Origin of the sequence: Marinobacter sp. UBA2498, assembly GCF_002341575.1 — a bacterium.
GTDB lineage: Bacteria > Pseudomonadota > Gammaproteobacteria > Pseudomonadales > Oleiphilaceae > Marinobacter > Marinobacter manganoxydans.
In genome coordinates, this window is sequence record NZ_DDOI01000064.1 from 13,521 (window position 1) to 32,729 (window position 19,209).

Genomic DNA, 19,209 nt, shown 5'->3' on the forward strand with positions numbered 1-19,209 from the left:
GCCGGGATATACTTGTCCAGTACCATTTCCATGATCTGAACAATCGCCGCGATTACCCCGATATACGTCAGCAATCCGAGAAAGCTCAGGTCTACGTTCGGCAGGCCAGCCCAATCCAGGGCGCCTTCGCGCAGAACGCTGTTGTACAGAAGGTTGTTCACCGGAACGGTGACCGTCAGCACGACCACCACGGCAATGCCAAGACCGGTTGCGGCCTCGATCTTCTTGGAGATGGCCAGGAAGGTACACATCCCCAGGAAGAACGCCAGCGCCATGTTTTCAACAAAAACAGCCTTCAGAATCAAGCTGATATAATGCTCCATCAGAAGGCCTCCTTGGCGACATGGCGAGACATTTTATAGTCCGGCTCTTCAACCTGCTCCGGCTTCCAGGTCCGCAGACCCCAGATCGCCAGGCCGATAATAAAGAACGCACTCGGCGGCAGCAGCAACAAGCCGTTAGGAATGTACCAGCCACCTTCGTTCACCACCGGCATCAGGGAGACACCGAACAGTGAGCCGGCGCCCAGCAATTCACGGAAGAAGGCAACGAAGATCAGGAGTACCGAGTAGCCCAGACCGTTACCAACGCCGTCCAGGAAGCTCAGCCAGGGGCCGTTCTTCATGGCAAAGCCTTCCGCGCGGCCCATAACGATGCAGTTGGTGATAATCAGACCAACGAACACTGAGAGCTGCTTGGAAATCTCGTAGGCATAGGCCTTGAGCACCTGGTCAACCACGATTACCAGGGAGGCGATAATGGTCATCTGCACGATGATCCGGATACTGCCCGGAATCTGGGTGCGTACCAGGGACACGGCCAGGTTGGAAAATGCGGTAACGGCAATAACCGCCGCGCACATAACAAGTGTAACGTTCATGCTGGTGGTAACCGCCAGCGCTGAACAGATGCCCAGGATCTGCAGGGCAATCGGGTTATTGCTGAAGATCGGTTCGAAGAGAACCTGTTTGGCTGATGCATCTGCCATGATCAGACCTCCCCTTCACGAAGTTTTTGCAGGAACGGCGCGTATCCGCGGTCGCCCATCCAGTAGTTAACCAGTTGCTCAACGCCGCGACTGGTCAACGTTGCCCCGGACAGAGCATCCACTTTATGCTGCCTTTTTTTTGCATCAACGTTTACGCCACCTTTAACCAGTTTGATCTGCGGTTCAGTGCGATCACCATCATAAACTTTCTTCCCCACCCACTGCGACTTCCAGCGTGGATTGTCTACCTCCCCACCGAGGCCCGGAGTTTCGGCGTGGGAGTAAAAGCCAAGCCCTTCAATGGTGTTCAAATCACCTTCCAGCGAAATGAAGCCATACAATGTAGACCAGAGGCCATAACCATGAATTGGCAGTACCACACGCACTAGCTCTCCGTTCTCGCTCAGCGTATACACCCTGGCAACATTCGGCCGGCGCTTGATGCCAGCCTTGTCTTCCGAGGAAGGAATATCCGTAGACAACTGAGGGTCCGAGGCAGCCTTGTACATATCATATTTCATGGGCTCAGCAACACCAACGGCGGAAGGCTTTACAAATTTACCAGTATCCAAATCCACCAGGCGAACATCGAAACTCTCGAATTTCTGCAAAATCTGCTCTGCAGTATCGCCTTGATCCAGCATACCTGCGGCAGAGAGAATGTTCGTTGTCATATCAAGATGCTGATTCTTGACCTGGGCAGGTCTGAGCATGACCGCCGCGGTGGATACCACGACAGAGAACACGATACTCAGCACCAGCGCAACGATCAGCGTGCGGGAGACGGTTTCTTTAGCTTTAGCCACGAGCAAGCCTCCGTTTGATGTTGGCCTGAACCACGTAATGGTCCATCAATGGCGCGAACAGGTTTGCGAACAGGATGGCAAGCATGATGCCTTCCGGGAACGCCGGATTGATCACGCGGATCAGCACAGTCATCACGCCTACCAGAATACCGAAACACCAGCGACCCGTGTCAGTCATCGCGGCGGACACCGGATCCGTCGCCATGAACATCATGCCAAAGGCAAACCCGCCCATGACCAGATGCCAATGCGCCGGAACCGCGAACATCGGATTGGTCTCGGAACCTATGATGTTTAGCAGCAGCGACATGCCGATCATACCGATCAACACACCTCCGACGATGCGATAGGAGGCAATCTTCATCCCCAACAGGATCAGGCCACCAATCAGAATGGCCAGTGTCGAGGTCTCACCCATCGAGCCCTGAATGGTGCCCATGAAGGCGCTCATCCAGCCAATTTGAGCTTCCAGAGCTTCCAGACCACCACTGGCGGCCCAGCTCAGCGCCGTGGCGCCACTGAAGCCGTCAACCGCAGTCCAGACGGTGTCGCCGGAAATCTGCGCCGGATAGGCGAAGTACAGGAAGGCACGACCGGTCAGGGCCGGGTTCAGGAAGTTCTTGCCGGTACCGCCGAACACTTCCTTGCCGATCACGACGCCGAAGGTGATGCCCAGGGCCACCTGCCAGAGAGGAATGGTGGGCGGGCAGATCAGTGCAAACAGGACCGATGTGACAAAGAAACCCTCGTTCACTTCGTGACGGCGCACGGTGGCAAACAGCACTTCCCAGAAACCACCGACCACGAAGGTCACGAAGTAAATGGGCACGAAGTACGCCATGCCGTAAACGAAGTTGTCCCATACGCCCGCACCGGAACCGGTGATGGCAAGTGCCTGGATAAAGGCAGTCCGCAGGCCGCCGTCAGCAATCATGGCATCCGGGTTGGACGCCAGGAAACTGTTGGCCTGGTAGCCGATGTTCCACATTCCGAAGAACATTGCCGGGAAGGTGCACAACCAAACCGTGATCATGATGCGCTTGAGGTCAATCCCGTCACGCACATGGGCGGTGGTGGAGGTGACACTCGCCGGCGAGTAGAAAATAGTATCCACCGCCTCGTAAAGCGCATACCAGCGCTCGTACTTGCCACCCTTTTCAAAGTGATGCTCGATTCCATCGAGAAACTGTCTGATAGCCATCGTATTAGCCCTCGATCTCGATTCGGGTCAGGTTCTCGCGGAGAATCGGACCATATTCATATTTGCCGGGGCACACAAAGGTGCACAGCGCCAGATCTTCTTCATCCAACTCCAGTGCGCCAAGCTTCTGTGCCATCTCTGTGTCGCCGACAATCAGGGAACGCAGCAACTGCGTGGGCAGAATGTCCAGCGGCATGATCTTTTCGTAAACACCCACCGGCACCATCGCCCGCTCGCTGCCATTGGTGGTGGTGGTCATATCGAACCGTTTGCCACCGACCAGCTTGGACAGGTAAATATTCATGACGGAGAACTTGTTCGCACCCGGCGACAGCCAGCCCATGAACTCGCGCTTGTTACCTTCCTCAAGCACGGACACCTGATTGGCAAACCGGCCAAGATAGGCGCAGGGACCATCGCCACGGCGACCGCCGAACACGGAGCCGGAAATCGCCCGGATCTCGCAATCTGTGGCAACTTCACCGTCGAGAAGCTCCTCAAGACTGGCACCCAGACGAGTACGCACGAGACGGGGTTTCAGGGCCTTGGGGCCACCGATCGCCACGACACGCTCAACAGGGACTTCACCGGATTCAAACAGCTTGGCAATGTCGATAACGTCCTGATAATTGATACTCCAGACCGTCTTGCTGCCAGAAACCGGATCCAGGTGATGGATATGGGTTCCCACGTTGCCGGCCGGATGCTTGCCATCGAACTGGTGCACCTCAACGGCGTCGGACCTGGGAACAGCGACGTTGGATCCTGGCTTGCCAGTGACAAACACCTTGCCGGTGGTCAGTTTGGTAAGGATCTCAAGGCCTTTCTCGAACGCCTGGCTGTTTTCGCCAATGATGACCGTCGGGTCCGCTGCCAGCGGGTTGGTATCCATGACCGACACGAAAATTGAGTGGGGAGCGGAATCAATCTCCGGAACCTTGCTGTACGGACGCGTCTTGAACGCAGTCCAGAGCCCGGATTCCACCAGATTATCGACTACCTGCTGGCGTTCCAGGCCGGCAAGATCCGCTTCGCTGTAGCGCGCAAAGGTCTCAGCCTCATCGCCATCGACTTCGATAACGATCGACTGGAATACCCGACGCTCACCACGGTTGATCTCTTTCACAACGCCCGCGGCGGGTGAAGTATAACGAACGCCCTCGGTCTTCTTGTCCGTGAACAGCAGCGTACCGCGCTTGACACGGTCCCCCTCTTTCACAGCCATCGTCGGCTTCATGCCGATATAGTCAAAACCGATCAACGCAACGTGGCGAACGGGTTTGCCGTCTGTAATGGTCTGTTCGGGAGCGCCGCTGATGGGAAGATCCAGGCCTTTTTTGATCTTGATCATTAGCCTCATCCAATCATCAGAAACTTTTCAATGGATTCGTAACGCCCGACACCTGCGGCCCAGAAAAACCATGAGAAACGGAGTGCCAGACGTACCCAAAATCGCGCCAATTATAGAGATTAAGGAATCCTATTTCCACCAGAAACCGGAACCGGTTGTGCGTCGACAGCCAAACCAGTCGTTTAGCTGACCGTAAAAACAAAAAACCCCGACAGCAATCGCTATCGGGGTTCTGAACACCATTACTTCACCAGATCGGCGCGATTCGCTCAGTCTCTCGCACGTTTGGGGAAGATCGGGTAATTTACGCCGGCCATCTGGTTGACCACACGAATCACCTGCGCGCTGTAGCCGAACTCGTTGTCGTACCAAACATACAGGATCAGACGCTTGCCACTGGTGATGGTTGCCTGGGCATCAACGATGCCGGCATGGCGGGAACCGACAAAGTCGGTGGAAACCACTTCCGGAGAGTTCACGAAGTCGATCTGCTTCTGCAGCTCCGAGTGCAGCGCCATATCCCGCAGGTATTCGTTAACACCTTCCACATCAACGTCTTTCTTGAGGTTGAGATTCAGGATCGCCATGGACACGTTCGGCGTTGGCACCCGGATCGCATTACCGGTCAGCTTGCCCTTCAGAACCGGCAGCGCCTTGGAGACAGCCTTGGCGGCCCCCGTCTCGGTAATTACCATGTTCAGGGCGGCGCTGCGCCCGCGGCGGCTGCCCTTGTGGTAGTTATCGATCAGGTTCTGGTCGTTGGTGTAGGAGTGCACCGTCTCCACGTGACCATCTTCGATGCCGTATTCGTCTTCAATCGCCTTCAATACCGGTGTGATGGCATTGGTGGTACAGGAGGCGGCTGACAGGATCCTGTCTTCGTCAGTAATCCAGTCGTTGTTGATACCATAAACGATGTTCTTGATATCGCCCTTACCCGGCGCCGTCAGGATAACGCGGCTGACGCCTTTTGATTTCAGGTGCAGGCCAAGACCGGCTTCATCACGCCACTTACCGGTGTTGTCGATCACGATGGCGTTGTTGATGCCGTAATCCGTGTAATCCACCTTGTCCGGCCCATCAGAGTAGATAACCTTGATATAGTTGCCGTTGGCAATCAGGGCGGATTCCTTCTCATCAACGGTAATGGTGCCATCGAACGGACCGTGCACGGAATCACGGCGAAGCAGACTGGCGCGCTTCTCGAGATCATTTTCCGCACCGCCCTGGCGAACCACAATCGCACGCAGACGCAGGTTGTTGCCACCCCCGGCCTTCTCGATCAGGATACGAGCCAGCAGACGACCAATCCGGCCAAAACCGTACAGAACGACGTCTTTGGTGTCATTGTTGGCATCTTCCTCGGACTGGGCAGCGTACTGCCCCACAACCGGGCCGATTTCACGCTTCAGGAATTCGGTCAGGTCGCCGCCTTCCTCTTTGAACTTGACCGCCAGCTTGCCGATATCCACGTGGGCACGACCGAGTTCAAGTTTGTCCATGGCCTGGAGGATCGGCAGGGTGTCGTGAACAGAAAGCTCGCTGTCTTCAACCTGGCGCACAAATCGGTGGGCACGGATGATATCGATAACCGACTGGTTGATGATGGCGCGGCCGTATACAGAAGTAACCACATTGTTTTTGCGGTAGAGGCGGCCGATCAGCGGAATCATGGCTTCCGCGGTGGATTCTCTTTCTGTCCAGTTGGACAGGTGCTGATTGATCTGTTCGTGACTCACGCTTGGACCTCTGCAATTGGCACTTGGAAATTGGGGCGCACATTATCCAATTTAATCCGGTCGACCGCAAATACGGCGGGCCATGACCTTCGTATAGGTCGCGCCGGCTAATAACGCAAACGCCGACCATGGCGCCGGCGCCATGACAGTGAGGGGCGCGAGCGTTAGAATACGCGCCTCACCGCTCCCGGACATCCACAGCAGGAGAACCTGACCGCCCATGAGCCAAGGTGCCAGCACACGCCCGTCACCCCTCCCCCTGATTGCCCCCGAATTTCCGTCTCGGCCGGCCGATCACCGAACATGGGGTCAACTGCACGGCAGCAGTGAGGCGCTGGCCATCTGCGAAAGTGCGCGCGCGCACAAGGGTCTGACCCTGGTCATTACCCGCAGCACCGCCGATGCCATCCGGCTTGAGCAGGCCATGCGCTTCTTCCTGGGGCTACCCCCGGAAGAAGACGGCCCGGCGGTCAGCGACGACGGGCTGGAACTGCTGTCGCTGCCCGACTGGGAAACCCTGCCCTACGATCTGTTTTCGCCCCACCAGGACATTATTTCCCGGCGAATCCGGACCCTGCACCGCCTGCCCGCAACCAGCCATGGGGTTCTCGTGGTTCCTGCACGCACGCTGATGCACAGGCTGCCGCCAGTAAATTACCTCCAGGGCAACACCCTGCTTCTGGAAGTGGGACAGTCCCTGGATATCAAGAGCTGGCGAATGCAGCTTGAGGCGGCAGGCTACCGGCATGCCGAGAACGTCTACGAGCACGGCGAATACGCGGTCCGGGGCGCCATACTGGACATTTTCCCCATGGGCGCCAGCCAGCCCTATCGGATTGACCTATTCGATGATGAGATCGAAACGCTCCGGACTTTCGACCCCGAGACTCAGCGCTCAATCGACCGGATCGAACGCATCGAACTGCTGCCCGCCTTTGAATTCCCCTGGCACAAAGAGGCGCGCTCCGGATTCCGCAGCCGCTGGTTCGAGCAGTTCCCGGATGCCGACAAAGACACCCCCATCTACCAGGACGTGACTCACGGCATTACCCCGCCGGGCATTGAGTACTACCTGCCGCTGTTCTTCGACGAGACGGCAACCCTGTTTGACTATCTGCCAGGCGCCACTCACGTTTTTACTGCGGACGGACTGAACGATGCGGTCAGCCACTTTGACAGTGAAACCCGCAACCGGTACGAAGATCGTCGTCACGATCGCCTGCGGCCGATTCTGCCGCCCAAGCTCCTCTTCCTGCAGCAGGAAGAGCTGTTCGGACAACTGAAGGCCTTCCCGAGGGTAACCGTCTCCGCGGAGACAAAGGATGCCGCGGGATCAATTAACTGCCCCACGACAACCTTGCCGGATATCGCCATGGACGGTCGGGCCGCAGACCCTGCCGGTCGCCTCAAGCGGTTTCTGGGAGAGTTCGACGGCCACGTGCTGATATGCGCCGAATCGTCCGGTCGGCGCGAGGCGCTGATGGAGAATCTTGGCGAACAGGGTGTTGAATTGAAAACCCTGTCCGGCTGGCAGGCTTTTCTCGACGATAAGGAAAGCTCGGTCGCCATCACCATTGCCCCGATGGAGCAAGGCCTGGTTCTGCCCGAGCATTCCGTTGCCCTGATCACCGAGACCGCCCTGTTCGGCGAGCGGGTACTACAGCGGCGGCGCCGCGAGAAGCCTACGGAAACGGACGATGCCGGCTTCCGGGATCTGTCCGAATTGCGGATTGGTGCGCCGGTGGTTCATATCGACCACGGTGTTGGCCGTTACCTGGGCCTGGAGACCATCACCGTAGAGGGCGAAGCGAGCGAATTCCTGATGCTTGAGTACGCCGGGGGCTCAAAGCTGTATGTTCCGGTCTCCAGCCTGCACCTGATTTCCCGCTATGCCGGCAATGACACCGAACACGCGCCGCTGCACAAACTCGGGACGGACCGCTGGAGCACAGCGAAACAGAAAGCCCTTGAGAAGATCCGGGACACTGCCGCCGAGCTGCTGGATGTGTACGCCCGCCGGGAGGCGCGCAAAGGCTTCAGCTTCGAGGATCCCAAGGAAGCCTATCGTGCCTTTGCTGCCGGCTTTCCGTTCGAGGAGACACCAGACCAGCAGGTTGCTATCCAGTCGGTGTTCGAGGACATGACCAGCGAGCAGCCCATGGATCGCCTGGTGTGTGGCGATGTCGGTTTCGGGAAAACCGAGGTTGCCATGCGCGCGGCGTTCCTGGCTACTTGGTCGGGCAAGCAGGTGGCGGTTCTGGTCCCCACTACCCTGCTCGCCCAGCAGCATTATGAATCCTTCCGGGACCGTTTCTCGGATACCCCTGTGCAGGTCGAGCTGCTCAGCCGGTTCCGCACGGCTGGCCAGACCAGCAAGGCGTTGGAGGCGGTGGAGAACGGCCGGGCCGACATCGTCATCGGCACCCACAAACTGCTACAGGGCGACATCAAATTCAAGAATCTTGGCCTGGTTATCATCGACGAAGAGCATCGCTTTGGCGTTCAGCAGAAGGAAAGACTGAAAGCACTGCGGGCCGAAGTGGACATGCTCAACCTGACCGCCACCCCGATTCCGCGGACGCTGAACATGGCCATGGGGCATCTGCGGGATCTCTCGATTATCGCCACTCCTCCGGCCCGGCGGCTCTCGGTGAGAACTTTTGTGCGCCAGAAAGACAACGCCATGGTCAAGGAAGCCATACTGCGGGAGATTCTCCGGGGCGGTCAGGTCTACTTCCTCCACAACGACGTGGCCACCATCGAGAAGACGGCAGAGGATCTACGTTCGCTGATTCCGGAAGCGCGGGTGGGCGTCGCCCACGGGCAGATGAGAGAGCGTGATCTGGAAAAGATCATGTCCGACTTCTACCACAAACGCTTCAACGTGCTGGTGTGCACAACCATCATTGAGACCGGCATCGACGTTCCCAGCGCCAACACCATTATTATCGAGCGGGCAGACAAGTTCGGCCTGGCGCAACTGCATCAGCTTCGGGGCCGGGTCGGCCGTTCGCACCACCAGGCCTATGCCTACCTGCTCACGCCACCGCCGAAATCCATCACGGCGGACGCCAAAAAGCGTCTGGATGCGATTTCGGAGGCGCAGGACCTGGGTGCCGGCTTCATGCTGGCCACTCACGACCTGGAAATCCGCGGTGCCGGGGAGTTATTGGGGGAAGAACAGAGCGGGCAGATCGAAAGCATCGGCTTCACCCTTTACATGCAGCTGCTGGACGAGGCCGTCAAGGCCATTCGCGAGGGCCGAACCCCGAATGCCGACCTGCCACTTAGCCACGGCACCGAAATGAACCTGAGAATCCCGGCTCTGATCCCCGAGGATTATCTGCCGGATGTCCATAACCGCCTGATGCTCTACAAACGGATTGCCAGCGTGGACAGCCCGGAAGCATTAAAAGAACTTCAGGTTGAAATGATCGATCGGTTCGGATTATTACCGGATCCGGCCAAAAACCTGATCCGCCAGACCGAGCTTCGATTGCGTGCAGAAGCCCTGGGCATCGTGAAAGTCGATGCCGGCAAGGAGTGGGCGCGGATCGAGTTTGGCAGCTCGACACCGGTGGATCCGCTGGTTCTGGTTAAAAAAGTGCAATCCGCACCTGACCAGTACCGGCTCGAAGGCGCCAACAGCTTCCGTTTTCGGCTGAAGGATGCCACAACCGGTGGTAAACTCGACGGCATTTCCCGGATGCTTGGCGAGCTGGAGCCAGCAAAAAATGACGCGTCCGGCTCATGAACGGCCGACCAACAAGTGGAGTACGACCCTTGCAAATTGATGGAATTCGCTGGTGCCGATACCCGACCCGGGCCATCCTGGCAGCTCTGCTTCTGAGCTTTTCTCTAACAGGCGCCGCACAGCAGCTTGACAGGGCAACCTTGCCTCTTGAGCCCGGCACGCCGGTTCCGGATGACTACTACCGGGCGGAGTTTGTCATTCTTGAGCGGATCGTAGAGCCGGAAGCTGTGAACGAACGGATGTCTGATCGCTCGGTAGAGCCGCCCCTTGAGACCGAAGAGGTTCTCTGGTCATCGCTGGAGAATGGCACCACGGAAACCACACTGGAATTGGCGCCCCGAAAGGATCTCCATCTTGCCAGTGCCGCCGCCAGACTCGAACGCAGTGGCCGTTACCGTGTGCTTGTGGCTGCCGGTTGGTACGAGGCGTTTCCACCAGATTACGAGGGGACACCCTTGCGGGTTGAAGCAGGTGACTGGCTGAATGAGGCTCGCACCCGGGAGGTTGAGGGACACATCACCATCGACCGGCAACGCTATTTGCACGTCAATGTGCATCTGAACCACTGGCAACTGGCAGAAGAGACATCGGAGCCGCCTGTAGAGGCTGCGACCGAGCTCTCTGAAGAAACACCCCCCGCTCCGGACGCATCCGGAGCAAGTGACTCCGCCCCAATGTCAGCAGCAACCGGAGAAACAGCCGGTCAGCAACTACCTGTTCTGGCTGAACCCGCGCCCCTGGAATTGTTGACCTGGATTCGGGAAACCCGCCGGATGCGCAGTGAGGAAATCCACTTCCTCGATTCCCCCACGATCGGCGTGCTGGTGTTTTTCAAGAAGATTGAGGCAACGGAGTAAGCACCCCAAGGCCAGCCATCGAGACTTCGAGGATCCGCTTGACCCCGGACATTCCCTGCTCGATGGCCGCCTCAATTTCTTCCATGGTGATGATATGGTCGGATTTTCCAGCCGCCCAGTTCACCACCAAACCCAGACAGACGTAACGCATTCCAAGTTCCGCCGCCAGCGCGGCTTCCGGCATACCGGTCATTCCTACCAGGTCGCAGCCGTCCCGCTCCATCCGGATGATTTCAGCCGCGGTTTCCAGCCTCGGGCCCTGGGTTGCGCCATACACTCCGAAACCGGAAAACGGGACGTTTTCTGCTCCGGCGGCATCAATCAGGATCTGCCGCGCGCTCTCGTCGTAGGGCCAGGTGAAATCAATGTGGGTTACCGAGTCCAGATCGCCCTCGTAAAAGGTGCTGGCACGCCCCCAGGTGTAGTCAATAATCTGGTCGGGAATAACCACATGGGCAGGCCCCATATCCGGGTGAATCCCACCCACAGCGTTAACCCCGATCACCGTTCGGACCCCGGCTTCGTAGAGGGCCCGCAAATTGGCCCGATAGTTCACCTGGTGGGGTGGAATACGATGGGGGTTACCATGGCGCGACAGGAAGATGACCGGCTGATCCCCCAAGTGGCCCTCAACGAGGGGCGCGGATGGAACGCCCCAGGATGTCCTGACCGGCTTCTCACCGGTAATCTCAAGGCCTGACAGAGTGGTGAGGCCGGTGCCGCCAATGATGCCAACAGGGTGCATTTTCTCCGGTGACGTCATTCTGAATCTCCTGAGTCTTCCAAATCTCCGGTTGTCTGACGGTTCTGCAATGTCTCGGCGCTCTTGCCGGAAGAATCCGCCTCGCTCTTGTCCGAGGCTCCCGCGGACTGCGATCCGGATAGCCGGACGCCGTCCGGAAGATGCAGAGTTCGGGTCGGGAAGGCCACTTCGGCACCGTAACCCTCGATAATGTCGCTGATTTTCAGCAATACATCCTGCTTCACCTCGTGGAACTGCACCCACTGGGTGGTCTTGGTGAAGGTGTACACCATGATATCCAGAGACGACGCGTTGAACGCCAGGAAGTTCACAATCAGGGTCTGATCGCTGTCGATGTCCTCATGCTGCTGCAGCATGGCCTTGATGTCGTCGACGATGGTTGCCATCTGCCCGACATCGGCATACCGGATGCCAATCGTCTCGTAGATCCTGCGGTTGGTCATGCGTGAGGGGTTTTCCACTGCGATGGTGGTAAACGCAGCATTGGGCACATAAAGCGGACGTTTGTCGAAGGTACGGATGGTGGTCAGACGCCAGCCGATGTGCTCAACCGTACCCTCAATGTTTCGGTCCGGGGACCGCACCCAGTCCCCAACCTTGAACGGTCGGTCGAGATGGATAATAAAACCGCCGAAAAAGTTGGCCAACAGGTCCTTCGCGGCGAAGCCGACTGCAATACCACCCACGCCGCCGAAGGCCAGGACCCCGGAAATGCTGTAGCCCATGGACTGCATCGCAATCAGCACCGCGGTAATGATAACCACCGCCCGGGACAACTTGCTCACCGCGTTGACGGTGGTGTAGTCCATGGGCTGTTTCATTTTCAGCGGCGATACCAGAATCCCCTCGGCTTCCTTGATCAGCCTCAGGACCGCCCATACCAGAACGAAGACAAACCCGAGCTGCAGAAGCGAATCGTTGACCTTGAAGATCTCCGCTTCCGAGTAGCGATGAGCCACTTCTGCAGCCCAGTAGACGCCTTGCAACCAGACAAAGGCCACGACCGGTTTGCGGGCGGCGTGCAACAAGGCATCGTCCCACAGGTTTTTGGTCTGGCTGAACTTGCGCTCGATAGCAACGATAATGTGGCTTGCGATGTACGCCACCGCGGCCGTTGCGAACACCAGCGCAAATACGACAATCCCGACACGCCAGGCTTCAGACAGCAGCCCGAAATTCTCGATCCAGCCACTCACCATGGCCATAACATCCCCGATCATCGGATCCCTCTGGTCTCGAAAGGTTTATCGAATGGAAACGACCGTTCCCGGCACAACGCGATCAAAAAGATCAACAATGTCTTCATTGCGCATCCGCACACAGCCGTGGGACAGCGGTATTCCCATAGGCTCGCTGTCCGGCGTGCCGTGAATGTATATGAAGCGGCGGAAAGTATCGACACCCGGCCCCCTGTTTTTGCCCCATTCGCGGCCACACAACCAGAGAATCCGACTCAGGATCCAGTCGCGGTCAGGGTGCCGCCGGGCAAGTTCGGCGCTGTAGATTTCGCCGGTGGGGCGCCGGGCCCGGAAGACAGTTCCGGCCGGAAGTCCGGCGCCAATACAGGCCCGGATATAATGCTCTCCCCGGGGCGTACAGCCACTGCCATCGCTCTCACCCGCGCCATTCAGCGCAGTGGAAACCGGATAGGATGCAATAAGCTCACCGCCTCCGGTTTCAAGCCGGAGGCGCTGAAGGGGCAGATCAATGTCGATGCGGACGGATGCGGGATGCGTCAAAACCGGCCAGGCTCCCTCGGAGGTTCAGAGGGGAAGCCTAACCGAGAGAGAGGAACTCAGGCAACCGAGACCTTGCTGCCGACCGGCGGAATCAGCATGGCGTCTTCCGCCTGCATCCCGGCAGCCAGGAAGGGAACCAGGCGGGCAGCAATTTCTTGGATCGTGGTTTCCACACCCAGCTTGTTCTGCAGGATGTCCCTCAGGGCATCGCTGCTGGACATGGTGAACGCCGTTGCCCCGAGCATGAACTGGATGCGCCAGTAACGGTCAACAGAGGATAGCTGCGGGGTCGCCTCCTTGAGCAGCCGCATGAAACGGCTGAAAGGCTCGCTGTATTCCTGTTCCAGGAACTTGCGCAAATGCCCCTGGGACTGGGTGTAGGCAAGCCCGAGCAGGCGCATGAAGATGGAGATACCCTTCTCGTTACGCTGGGGCATGCGCACCGCGCTTTCCGTAAGTGCCCATAGCGTTTGATTCAGCGTTGGCGGTTTGCCGTCACACCGCTCTTCGAGCTCGTCGAAGGCGTTTTCCAGTGTCGCGGAAAACGGCGTCAGAAAGCGCGCAAATACGGCATGGATCAGGGCGTTCTTTGAGCCAAAGTGGTAATTGACAGCGGCCAGATTTACTTTAGCCTTACTGGTAATCATCCTGAGCGAGGTTTCCGAGAAACCCCGGTCGGCGAACAGCTCTTCGGCTGCATCGAGAATCCGGTCAACGGTATCAGACTGCGCCATTTTGTTATCAATGCCTCTAGCAAACGTCTGTTTGAAACATACGTTTGAAGTGCACTTGTGTCAAGTTCTGGGCTCAGGCTCTGCCGCTACTTCCTCCCAGCCCCGGTCAAGGGCTTCCTGGTTACCCTCGAAAAATGCTTTCTGGACGCGGCTGTACGCCTTCTCTGCTTCCAGCAGACAAATCAGATAAAGACGCACGTGCTCTCGGCGGGTCAATTGCCGGGACAGACTGCGACTCTCTGACAACCTCAGAAGGTGACTGAACCGGGTATTTTTCAGCGCCGGGTTAAAATCCGCCATCCGCGCACATTGCCAGATAAGGCCATCCGACCCCTCCAGGTGGGCGACGTGTTGCCTTGCCTCACGGAGCATCCGCTGGCGAGTTATTATCAGATCAAGGTAGGAGGGTTTGGTGGTGTAGATTCTGCGTACGGCAGGCACTCCCAACAACAGAATGATGACAAAGGCGCCGAAGCCACCACCAGCTATCCAGGCTGGCACAAACCCGGTTAATCCGCTCAGAAAGACAGCCGCCGCAATCAACGCACTGAACAGCCACAGGTCCCGACTCCGGCGCGCCTCGGCCATCGTGTAGTTGTCCGGCCAGCCGTTCATCGCCAGCAAGTCGAAATCCATTAACAGGACCCGGTCGCACTGGCGCAGCATCAGCCTGAGCTTGCGCTGGCGGGATTCCGCCAGCACCCTTTCCGGCTTGCCACTGTCGGTGTCCCGGGACTCTCCCCTATCAGCCGATGGTTCGGATTCGGAACTGGTCTCTGGCGCCTGACCGGTCGGTGCCGATTCCGCCGCCGGATTGGCTGGAACCGTCGCCGGAGTCTGGTCGCCAGGGGCCACGGGGACGGGCACAGGATCGGCCGCCCGACCAGGGCGCAGCACGGGGGCCTGCGCCGGACTGTTTGCCCGGGTGGCGGCCTTACTCTGATTTTCAGCCATGGCAGATTGTCCGAATTCAGGGGTTATGAAGGGTATCGACCATGATGCAGGATACTTGAATGTTTACCCCGGTATACCGACATCAGTCGGGCCTTGGCATCAGTCAGCCCGCTCGCTATCCTTGGCGCACCTGCCGGAAAGGCGCCCCATACCACATTGAATGAGGTCAGGCTTATGTTCACAGGCATTGTCCAGGGCATTGCAACCATTGAAGACGTCACCGCAGAGCCCGGGCTCAGCACTTTTGCCATTCGCCTCCCCGCAGAAAAGGCAGATGGCGTTTCCATCGGCGCCTCGGTGGCAATCAACGGAACCTGCCTGACCGTCACACGCCAGGAAGACAGCGTGCTCTATTTCGATGCCATGCAGGAAACCCTGAGACTTACCACGCTGGGTGAGCTGACTACCGGGGACCAGGTGAATTTCGAGCGCGCCGCCCGCATTGGGGATGAAATTGGTGGCCACCTGCTTTCTGGCCATATACATACGGCGGCCAACATTGTCGAAATACGGCGTACGGAAAACAACGTCACGCTATGGTTTGAGGTGCCCGAGGAATGGGCCCGCTACATCTTCCCCAAAGGCTACATCGCCATCAATGGCGCCAGCCTGACTATTGGCGAGGTACGGGGCAACCGGTTCAACATCCATCTGATCCCGGAGACGCTGCGGGCCACAACCTTTGGGTCCTGTGAAGAGGGCCAGCGGGTGAATATTGAAATAGACAGCCAGACCCAGACCATCGTGGATACCCTGGCCCGGCTCGGGTATGACCGCCCGGCGCCAACATTGTAATCTGACAGGTTATTCAGCGGTTGCCAGCCCGAAACACCACGAACTTGGGGCTGGCGTCCAGCTGCTCCACTGACGAAAAGTACCGGCGCAGGCTTCGGTGATAGCCAAGGTGTCGATTTCCTACCAGGAGCAGGCGACCGCCCGGCCTCAGGTGTTGCGACGCCTGCTCGAATAACCGAAGTGCGATGTGATCACCGACCACACCACCCTCGTGGAACGGCGGGTTCAGTAGTATCAGATCAAAGGCTCCCGGATCGGACTCAATACCATCGCGATGGGAGAAAGCGGCTTTGGCATCCGGAAAGGCTTTTTCAACATTACGACGGGCACTGAGCACGGCCTGGCTTGAAACATCGCTGAAAACCAACTGCAGATCCCGTCGCTCCGACAGCGCCGCCAGGCCCAATACGCCGTTACCGCAGGCCAGATCAAGCACCGAATCGCCAGCCCTGGCCGTCGACACCTCGTTGACCACATGTGGCAACATCAGGCGGGTGCCGATATCCAGCTTTTCCCGGGCAAACACCGCCGGCAATGCCTCTATGCCCACATCACCTTTTCGGTCGCCCAATCGGTAACCTTTCCAGGTCGCTGACCAATCCGCGAGAGTCGCAGCGCCCCTGTTACATCGAATCACCCGCGCTTTCTTTCGCGCCGGCAGCACCTGCTCTGTCCGTACAGCTTCGGCGAACACATCAACGCTTCTTGCCGGTAGATGCTTGATCATGCCGCCTGCCAGCAACACGCCGGAATCCGCCATCACGCGATTGAGCCAGCGCAGCAACCAGGCCAGATAGTCGGCCTGGCGGGGTATTCTCAATACCACCAGGTCAAACGGGCCCTCGGGCGCATTAATCCAGCTGAAAACAGATTCAGGTGGCGTGACTTCCGGATTCAAAGAAGCATTATGTGCCAGGGCAGCGGGCAACACAGCACTGTCGGCCACCACGGTCGGAGAGAGCGCTGCCAGCCCCAGTGAAAGAGCCCCGAACTGATCATCCACCACCAGAACACGGGGCTCACCCAGGGCTGCCGCCGCGCAAATGGCTTCCTCAAGCAGAAGCTCGTCCGCCGCATCCCATGCCCTCAGCGTCGGATCACCAGTGCCTGGCCGGGCAAGAATCAGTGAGCCTCCGGAGAAATCAAGTTGGGCGGTTGTCATTTCGGGCATGCTGGAGGCCTTTTGTCACAAAAGCGCCATTCTAGGCTGTTTATTCTAGAAATTAACCCTAACGTGGAAGGTGTTCACGCTGAACATCCCTTTTCCGGTTGGCTCCGTTGTTCTGGACGCGAACCTCTTGCCCCTCACCCCAGGGGCTTTTTTCGTTCAGGAACGTCGAAAAGCGCGATAAACGGTAAAACGCTGATTCTCCCGCAATCGTTCAACCGGGCCGATACAGCGCTTCATCAATGGCTCGTAGGGCAGAAAACTGTTCGCCACCAGGCGCACCTCACCACCCGGCGCCAGATGGCGCACTACCTCCCGAAGAAAACGCTCAGTCATCGACAGGTCTGTTCTGACACCAGAGTGAAAGGGTGGATTACTGAGAATAACGGGCCATGAACCCTCGATGCCCGGAAGGCCGTCCGAAGCCATGATCCGCCCGGAAACGCCGTTGCGCTCATAGGTGGCCCGTGCACAGATAACGGCCTGGGACTGAACATCAATCCCGTCGATCGTTAGCCGGGGAAGGCCCTGCCGCTCTTGCCAGCGATGGAGCCAGGCACCGAGGACACCCGCACCACAGGCAAAATCCAGAACCGGGCCAGACCGCAGAGGCGCCCCGTCCAGCGTTTCCATAAGCAAGCGGGTACCGTCGTCCAGCTCACCAAGACTGAAAATACCCGGCAGTCCGGCAACATCCAGATGAACCGACTGGCAGTCAATCCCGGTCCAGGTCATCCACTCCCGGAGCGAGAATTCTGGAAGAGGCTCGATATTCTCAGCACACCAGACCTGGCAATGCCGGGCGCTATCGGTCTTGGTAGCCTGCGGCGCCACGGCCTTGAGCTGTTTCACGGCCCCGGCAATGCCTTCTTTCTTCTCACCTACCAGCACCAGTCGAGCGCCGGGTGCTGCCAGCCAGCGTGCCAGGGCAAGACGCAGGTCAAGCTCCGCCCGGGCCTTGGGAAGGAAAACCACGAGTGTGTCAAAGGTATCGGCAGCCAGAGCAGGATCGTCGTAGCCAAAACAGATCTGCCAGCCGTCTCGCCCGCTGAGTGAGGCACACACACCGGCATGCTCACTCATTGCCATACCGCCAGCGGGCAAATCCGTCAGCAGCTCACCAGCGGATACGCCCAAAAGGGCCAGCCTCCCCTGCAAAAGGTGGCGGTTTCGCAACAGAACTTCATGGGAATTGGGCAATGACATTGATGGGCTTATCCCGAGTGGGTAGTTCAAAGACGGGATATGCTAACCGGAATGAGCCCTCGCGTCTCCCTTGAAAGACGGAGACCGGAGGGCCTTCAGAGAGGAAATACCATCAAATCTTCAATCACTTGTAACGGGCAACCGTTCCAACCCTCAGGGCGTCCTCCGGTGACATACCCCAGTCCTCAGCCTGAGCGGCATCAGACGATTTCCGCCCCCGACCCCGTGAATCCGTGCTGGCCGTGGCGTCTTTCCTCTGGTTCAGAACTGTCAGGGCTTTTTGCATCAATTCTTTCATGGTCACACTCCTCGCTTACTGCAGGATCTACTCTAACAAAGCAGAAGGTGACCAACTGTGATGACGCCGAGGGTCAGGAAGTGACGCCCTTCACGAATTTTTGACGCAATTTTACATTCTTCACTGCATGATTTTCTGGCGCCCAGAGCGTACCGGCCTCTGAACCAGCTCATCGATGCTGTTCTGCCGTACCCGCTCACGATCTTCCTCGCAGGCTACCGACAACCCCATATCCCGCAGAACCCCATCCGAGACATCGTAGACAAAGCCATGAACCGTGAGCGGCTGACCCCGCCGCCAGGCTTCCTGAACAATGCTGTTCTGGCAAACATGCCCCACCTGCTCAACCACGTTGAGTTCGCACAGACGGTCGACCCGATCCTGAACGCCCGGCAGGGCATCGAGTACTTGCTGATGCCGGTCACGGACATCCTGAACGTGTCGAAGCCAGTTGCTGATCAGTCCAAATCCTTCATTGAGCAATGCCGCCCTGACGCCGCCACAGCCATAGTGGCCAACCACCAGGACATGTTTGACCTTCAATACTTCGATGGCGAACTGCAGTACCGACAGACAGTTAAAATCCGTGTGGACAACCACGTTGGCCACGTTCCGGTGAACAAAAAGCTCCCCCGGCAGAAGATCGACGATCTGGTTGGCGGGCACGCGGCTGTCTGCGCAACCAATCCACAGGTATTCCGGTGCCTGCTGATTCGACAGGCGGGTAAAAAACTGCGGATCCCGGGCCTTGATACCGTCTGCCCAGGCCCGGTTTTTTTCCAGAAGATGGTCAAGCTGACCCATTATCCCACTCCGTTTGATGATTCCCGTCCGGCGATTGAACGGGAATACGCAT

General features: G+C 58.0%; 18 protein-coding genes. 3 read left to right on the forward strand and 15 right to left on the reverse strand.

The annotated features are described in order from the left end of the window. The 6 genes from B2W52_RS08465 to B2W52_RS08490 all read right to left on the reverse strand — a co-directional run. A partial coding sequence (locus B2W52_RS08465; protein ID WP_286802462.1) for an Rnf-Nqr domain containing protein occupies positions 1–323 on the reverse strand: 323 nt, incomplete at its 3' end. Beyond that, a complete protein-coding gene (locus B2W52_RS08470) occupies positions 323–988 on the reverse strand; it encodes an NADH:ubiquinone reductase (Na(+)-transporting) subunit D (RefSeq protein ID WP_008175066.1) in 666 nt (221 codons plus the stop codon). The genes B2W52_RS08470 and B2W52_RS08465, both read right to left, overlap by 1 nt. Before the next feature lie 2 nt (positions 989–990). Further along, the gene (locus B2W52_RS08475; RefSeq protein WP_053112423.1) at positions 991–1,794 is read right to left on the reverse strand and encodes a Na(+)-translocating NADH-quinone reductase subunit C; all 804 of its coding nucleotides are present in this window, start codon (positions 1,792–1,794) and stop codon (positions 991–993) included. After that, positions 1,787–2,995 (reverse strand): NADH:ubiquinone reductase (Na(+)-transporting) subunit B, encoded by a 1,209-nt coding sequence (locus B2W52_RS08480; protein WP_008175069.1) that lies wholly within the window; start codon positions 2,993–2,995, stop codon positions 1,787–1,789. The genes B2W52_RS08475 and B2W52_RS08480 overlap by 8 nt, the downstream gene beginning before the upstream one ends. 4 nt (positions 2,996–2,999) lie before the next feature. Further along, the gene (locus tag B2W52_RS08485) at positions 3,000–4,346 is read right to left on the reverse strand and encodes a Na(+)-translocating NADH-quinone reductase subunit A (RefSeq protein WP_008175071.1); all 1,347 of its coding nucleotides are present in this window, start codon (positions 4,344–4,346) and stop codon (positions 3,000–3,002) included. 269 nt (positions 4,347–4,615) lie between these two features. Beyond that, positions 4,616–6,070 carry a glyceraldehyde-3-phosphate dehydrogenase gene (locus B2W52_RS08490; protein ID WP_413540232.1) on the reverse strand — a complete coding sequence of 485 codons (1,455 nt, stop codon included), beginning with the start codon at positions 6,068–6,070 and terminating at the stop codon, positions 4,616–4,618. A gap of 235 nt (positions 6,071–6,305) precedes the next feature. On the opposite strand from B2W52_RS08490, the gene mfd reads away from it, so the two are divergent. Next, positions 6,306–9,839, forward strand: coding sequence for a transcription-repair coupling factor (gene mfd, locus B2W52_RS08495; RefSeq protein ID WP_273017756.1), 3,534 nt, complete (start codon positions 6,306–6,308; stop codon positions 9,837–9,839). Positions 9,840–9,868: 29 nt separating this feature from the next. Continuing rightward, positions 9,869–10,696 carry a CsiV family protein gene (locus B2W52_RS08500; protein WP_008175078.1) on the forward strand — a complete coding sequence of 276 codons (828 nt, stop codon included), beginning with the start codon at positions 9,869–9,871 and terminating at the stop codon, positions 10,694–10,696. Here the strand turns inward: B2W52_RS08500 and B2W52_RS08505 are convergent. From B2W52_RS08505 to B2W52_RS08525, 5 genes are all read right to left on the reverse strand, one after another. After that, positions 10,671–11,459 carry an S-methyl-5'-thioinosine phosphorylase gene (locus B2W52_RS08505; RefSeq protein WP_273017755.1) on the reverse strand — a complete coding sequence of 263 codons (789 nt, stop codon included), beginning with the start codon at positions 11,457–11,459 and terminating at the stop codon, positions 10,671–10,673. The two genes, B2W52_RS08500 and B2W52_RS08505, sit on opposite strands and share 26 nt — an antisense overlap. Continuing rightward, positions 11,456–12,679 (reverse strand): mechanosensitive ion channel family protein, encoded by a 1,224-nt coding sequence (locus B2W52_RS08510; RefSeq protein WP_273017754.1) that lies wholly within the window; start codon positions 12,677–12,679, stop codon positions 11,456–11,458. The genes B2W52_RS08505 and B2W52_RS08510 overlap by 4 nt, the downstream gene beginning before the upstream one ends. 24 nt (positions 12,680–12,703) lie before the next feature. After that, positions 12,704–13,168, reverse strand: a complete 465-nt coding sequence (locus B2W52_RS08515) for a L,D-transpeptidase family protein (protein WP_405421017.1) — start codon at positions 13,166–13,168, stop codon at positions 12,704–12,706. 86 nt (positions 13,169–13,254) lie between these two features. Continuing rightward, complete coding sequence (locus B2W52_RS08520) at positions 13,255–13,932, reverse strand: TetR/AcrR family transcriptional regulator (RefSeq protein WP_273017752.1); 678 nt, start codon at positions 13,930–13,932, stop codon at positions 13,255–13,257. A gap of 60 nt (positions 13,933–13,992) precedes the next feature. Beyond that, the gene (locus B2W52_RS08525) at positions 13,993–14,886 is read right to left on the reverse strand and encodes a hypothetical protein (RefSeq protein WP_273017784.1); all 894 of its coding nucleotides are present in this window, start codon (positions 14,884–14,886) and stop codon (positions 13,993–13,995) included. Between the two features lie 174 nt (positions 14,887–15,060). Between B2W52_RS08525 and B2W52_RS08530 the strand changes: the two genes are divergently transcribed. Next, positions 15,061–15,681 carry a riboflavin synthase gene (locus B2W52_RS08530; RefSeq protein ID WP_008173129.1) on the forward strand — a complete coding sequence of 207 codons (621 nt, stop codon included), beginning with the start codon at positions 15,061–15,063 and terminating at the stop codon, positions 15,679–15,681. A gap of 13 nt (positions 15,682–15,694) precedes the next feature. Here B2W52_RS08530 and B2W52_RS08535 read toward each other — a convergent pair whose 3' ends face one another. The 4 genes from B2W52_RS08535 to can form a co-directional block, all read right to left on the reverse strand. Beyond that, on the reverse strand, positions 15,695–16,843 hold the full coding sequence (locus B2W52_RS08535) for a class I SAM-dependent methyltransferase (protein WP_273072126.1): 1,149 nt from the start codon (positions 16,841–16,843) through the stop codon (positions 15,695–15,697). 165 nt (positions 16,844–17,008) lie between these two features. Further along, positions 17,009–18,055, reverse strand: coding sequence for a class I SAM-dependent methyltransferase (locus B2W52_RS08540; protein WP_286802473.1), 1,047 nt, complete (start codon positions 18,053–18,055; stop codon positions 17,009–17,011). 124 nt (positions 18,056–18,179) lie between these two features. Then, a complete protein-coding gene (locus tag B2W52_RS08545) occupies positions 18,180–18,353 on the reverse strand; it encodes a hypothetical protein (RefSeq protein ID WP_278351209.1) in 174 nt (57 codons plus the stop codon). A 120-nt stretch (positions 18,354–18,473) separates the two neighbouring features. After that, on the reverse strand, positions 18,474–19,157 hold the full coding sequence (can, locus tag B2W52_RS08550; RefSeq protein ID WP_278351208.1) for a carbonate dehydratase: 684 nt from the start codon (positions 19,155–19,157) through the stop codon (positions 18,474–18,476). Between the last annotated feature and the right edge of the window lie 52 nt (positions 19,158–19,209).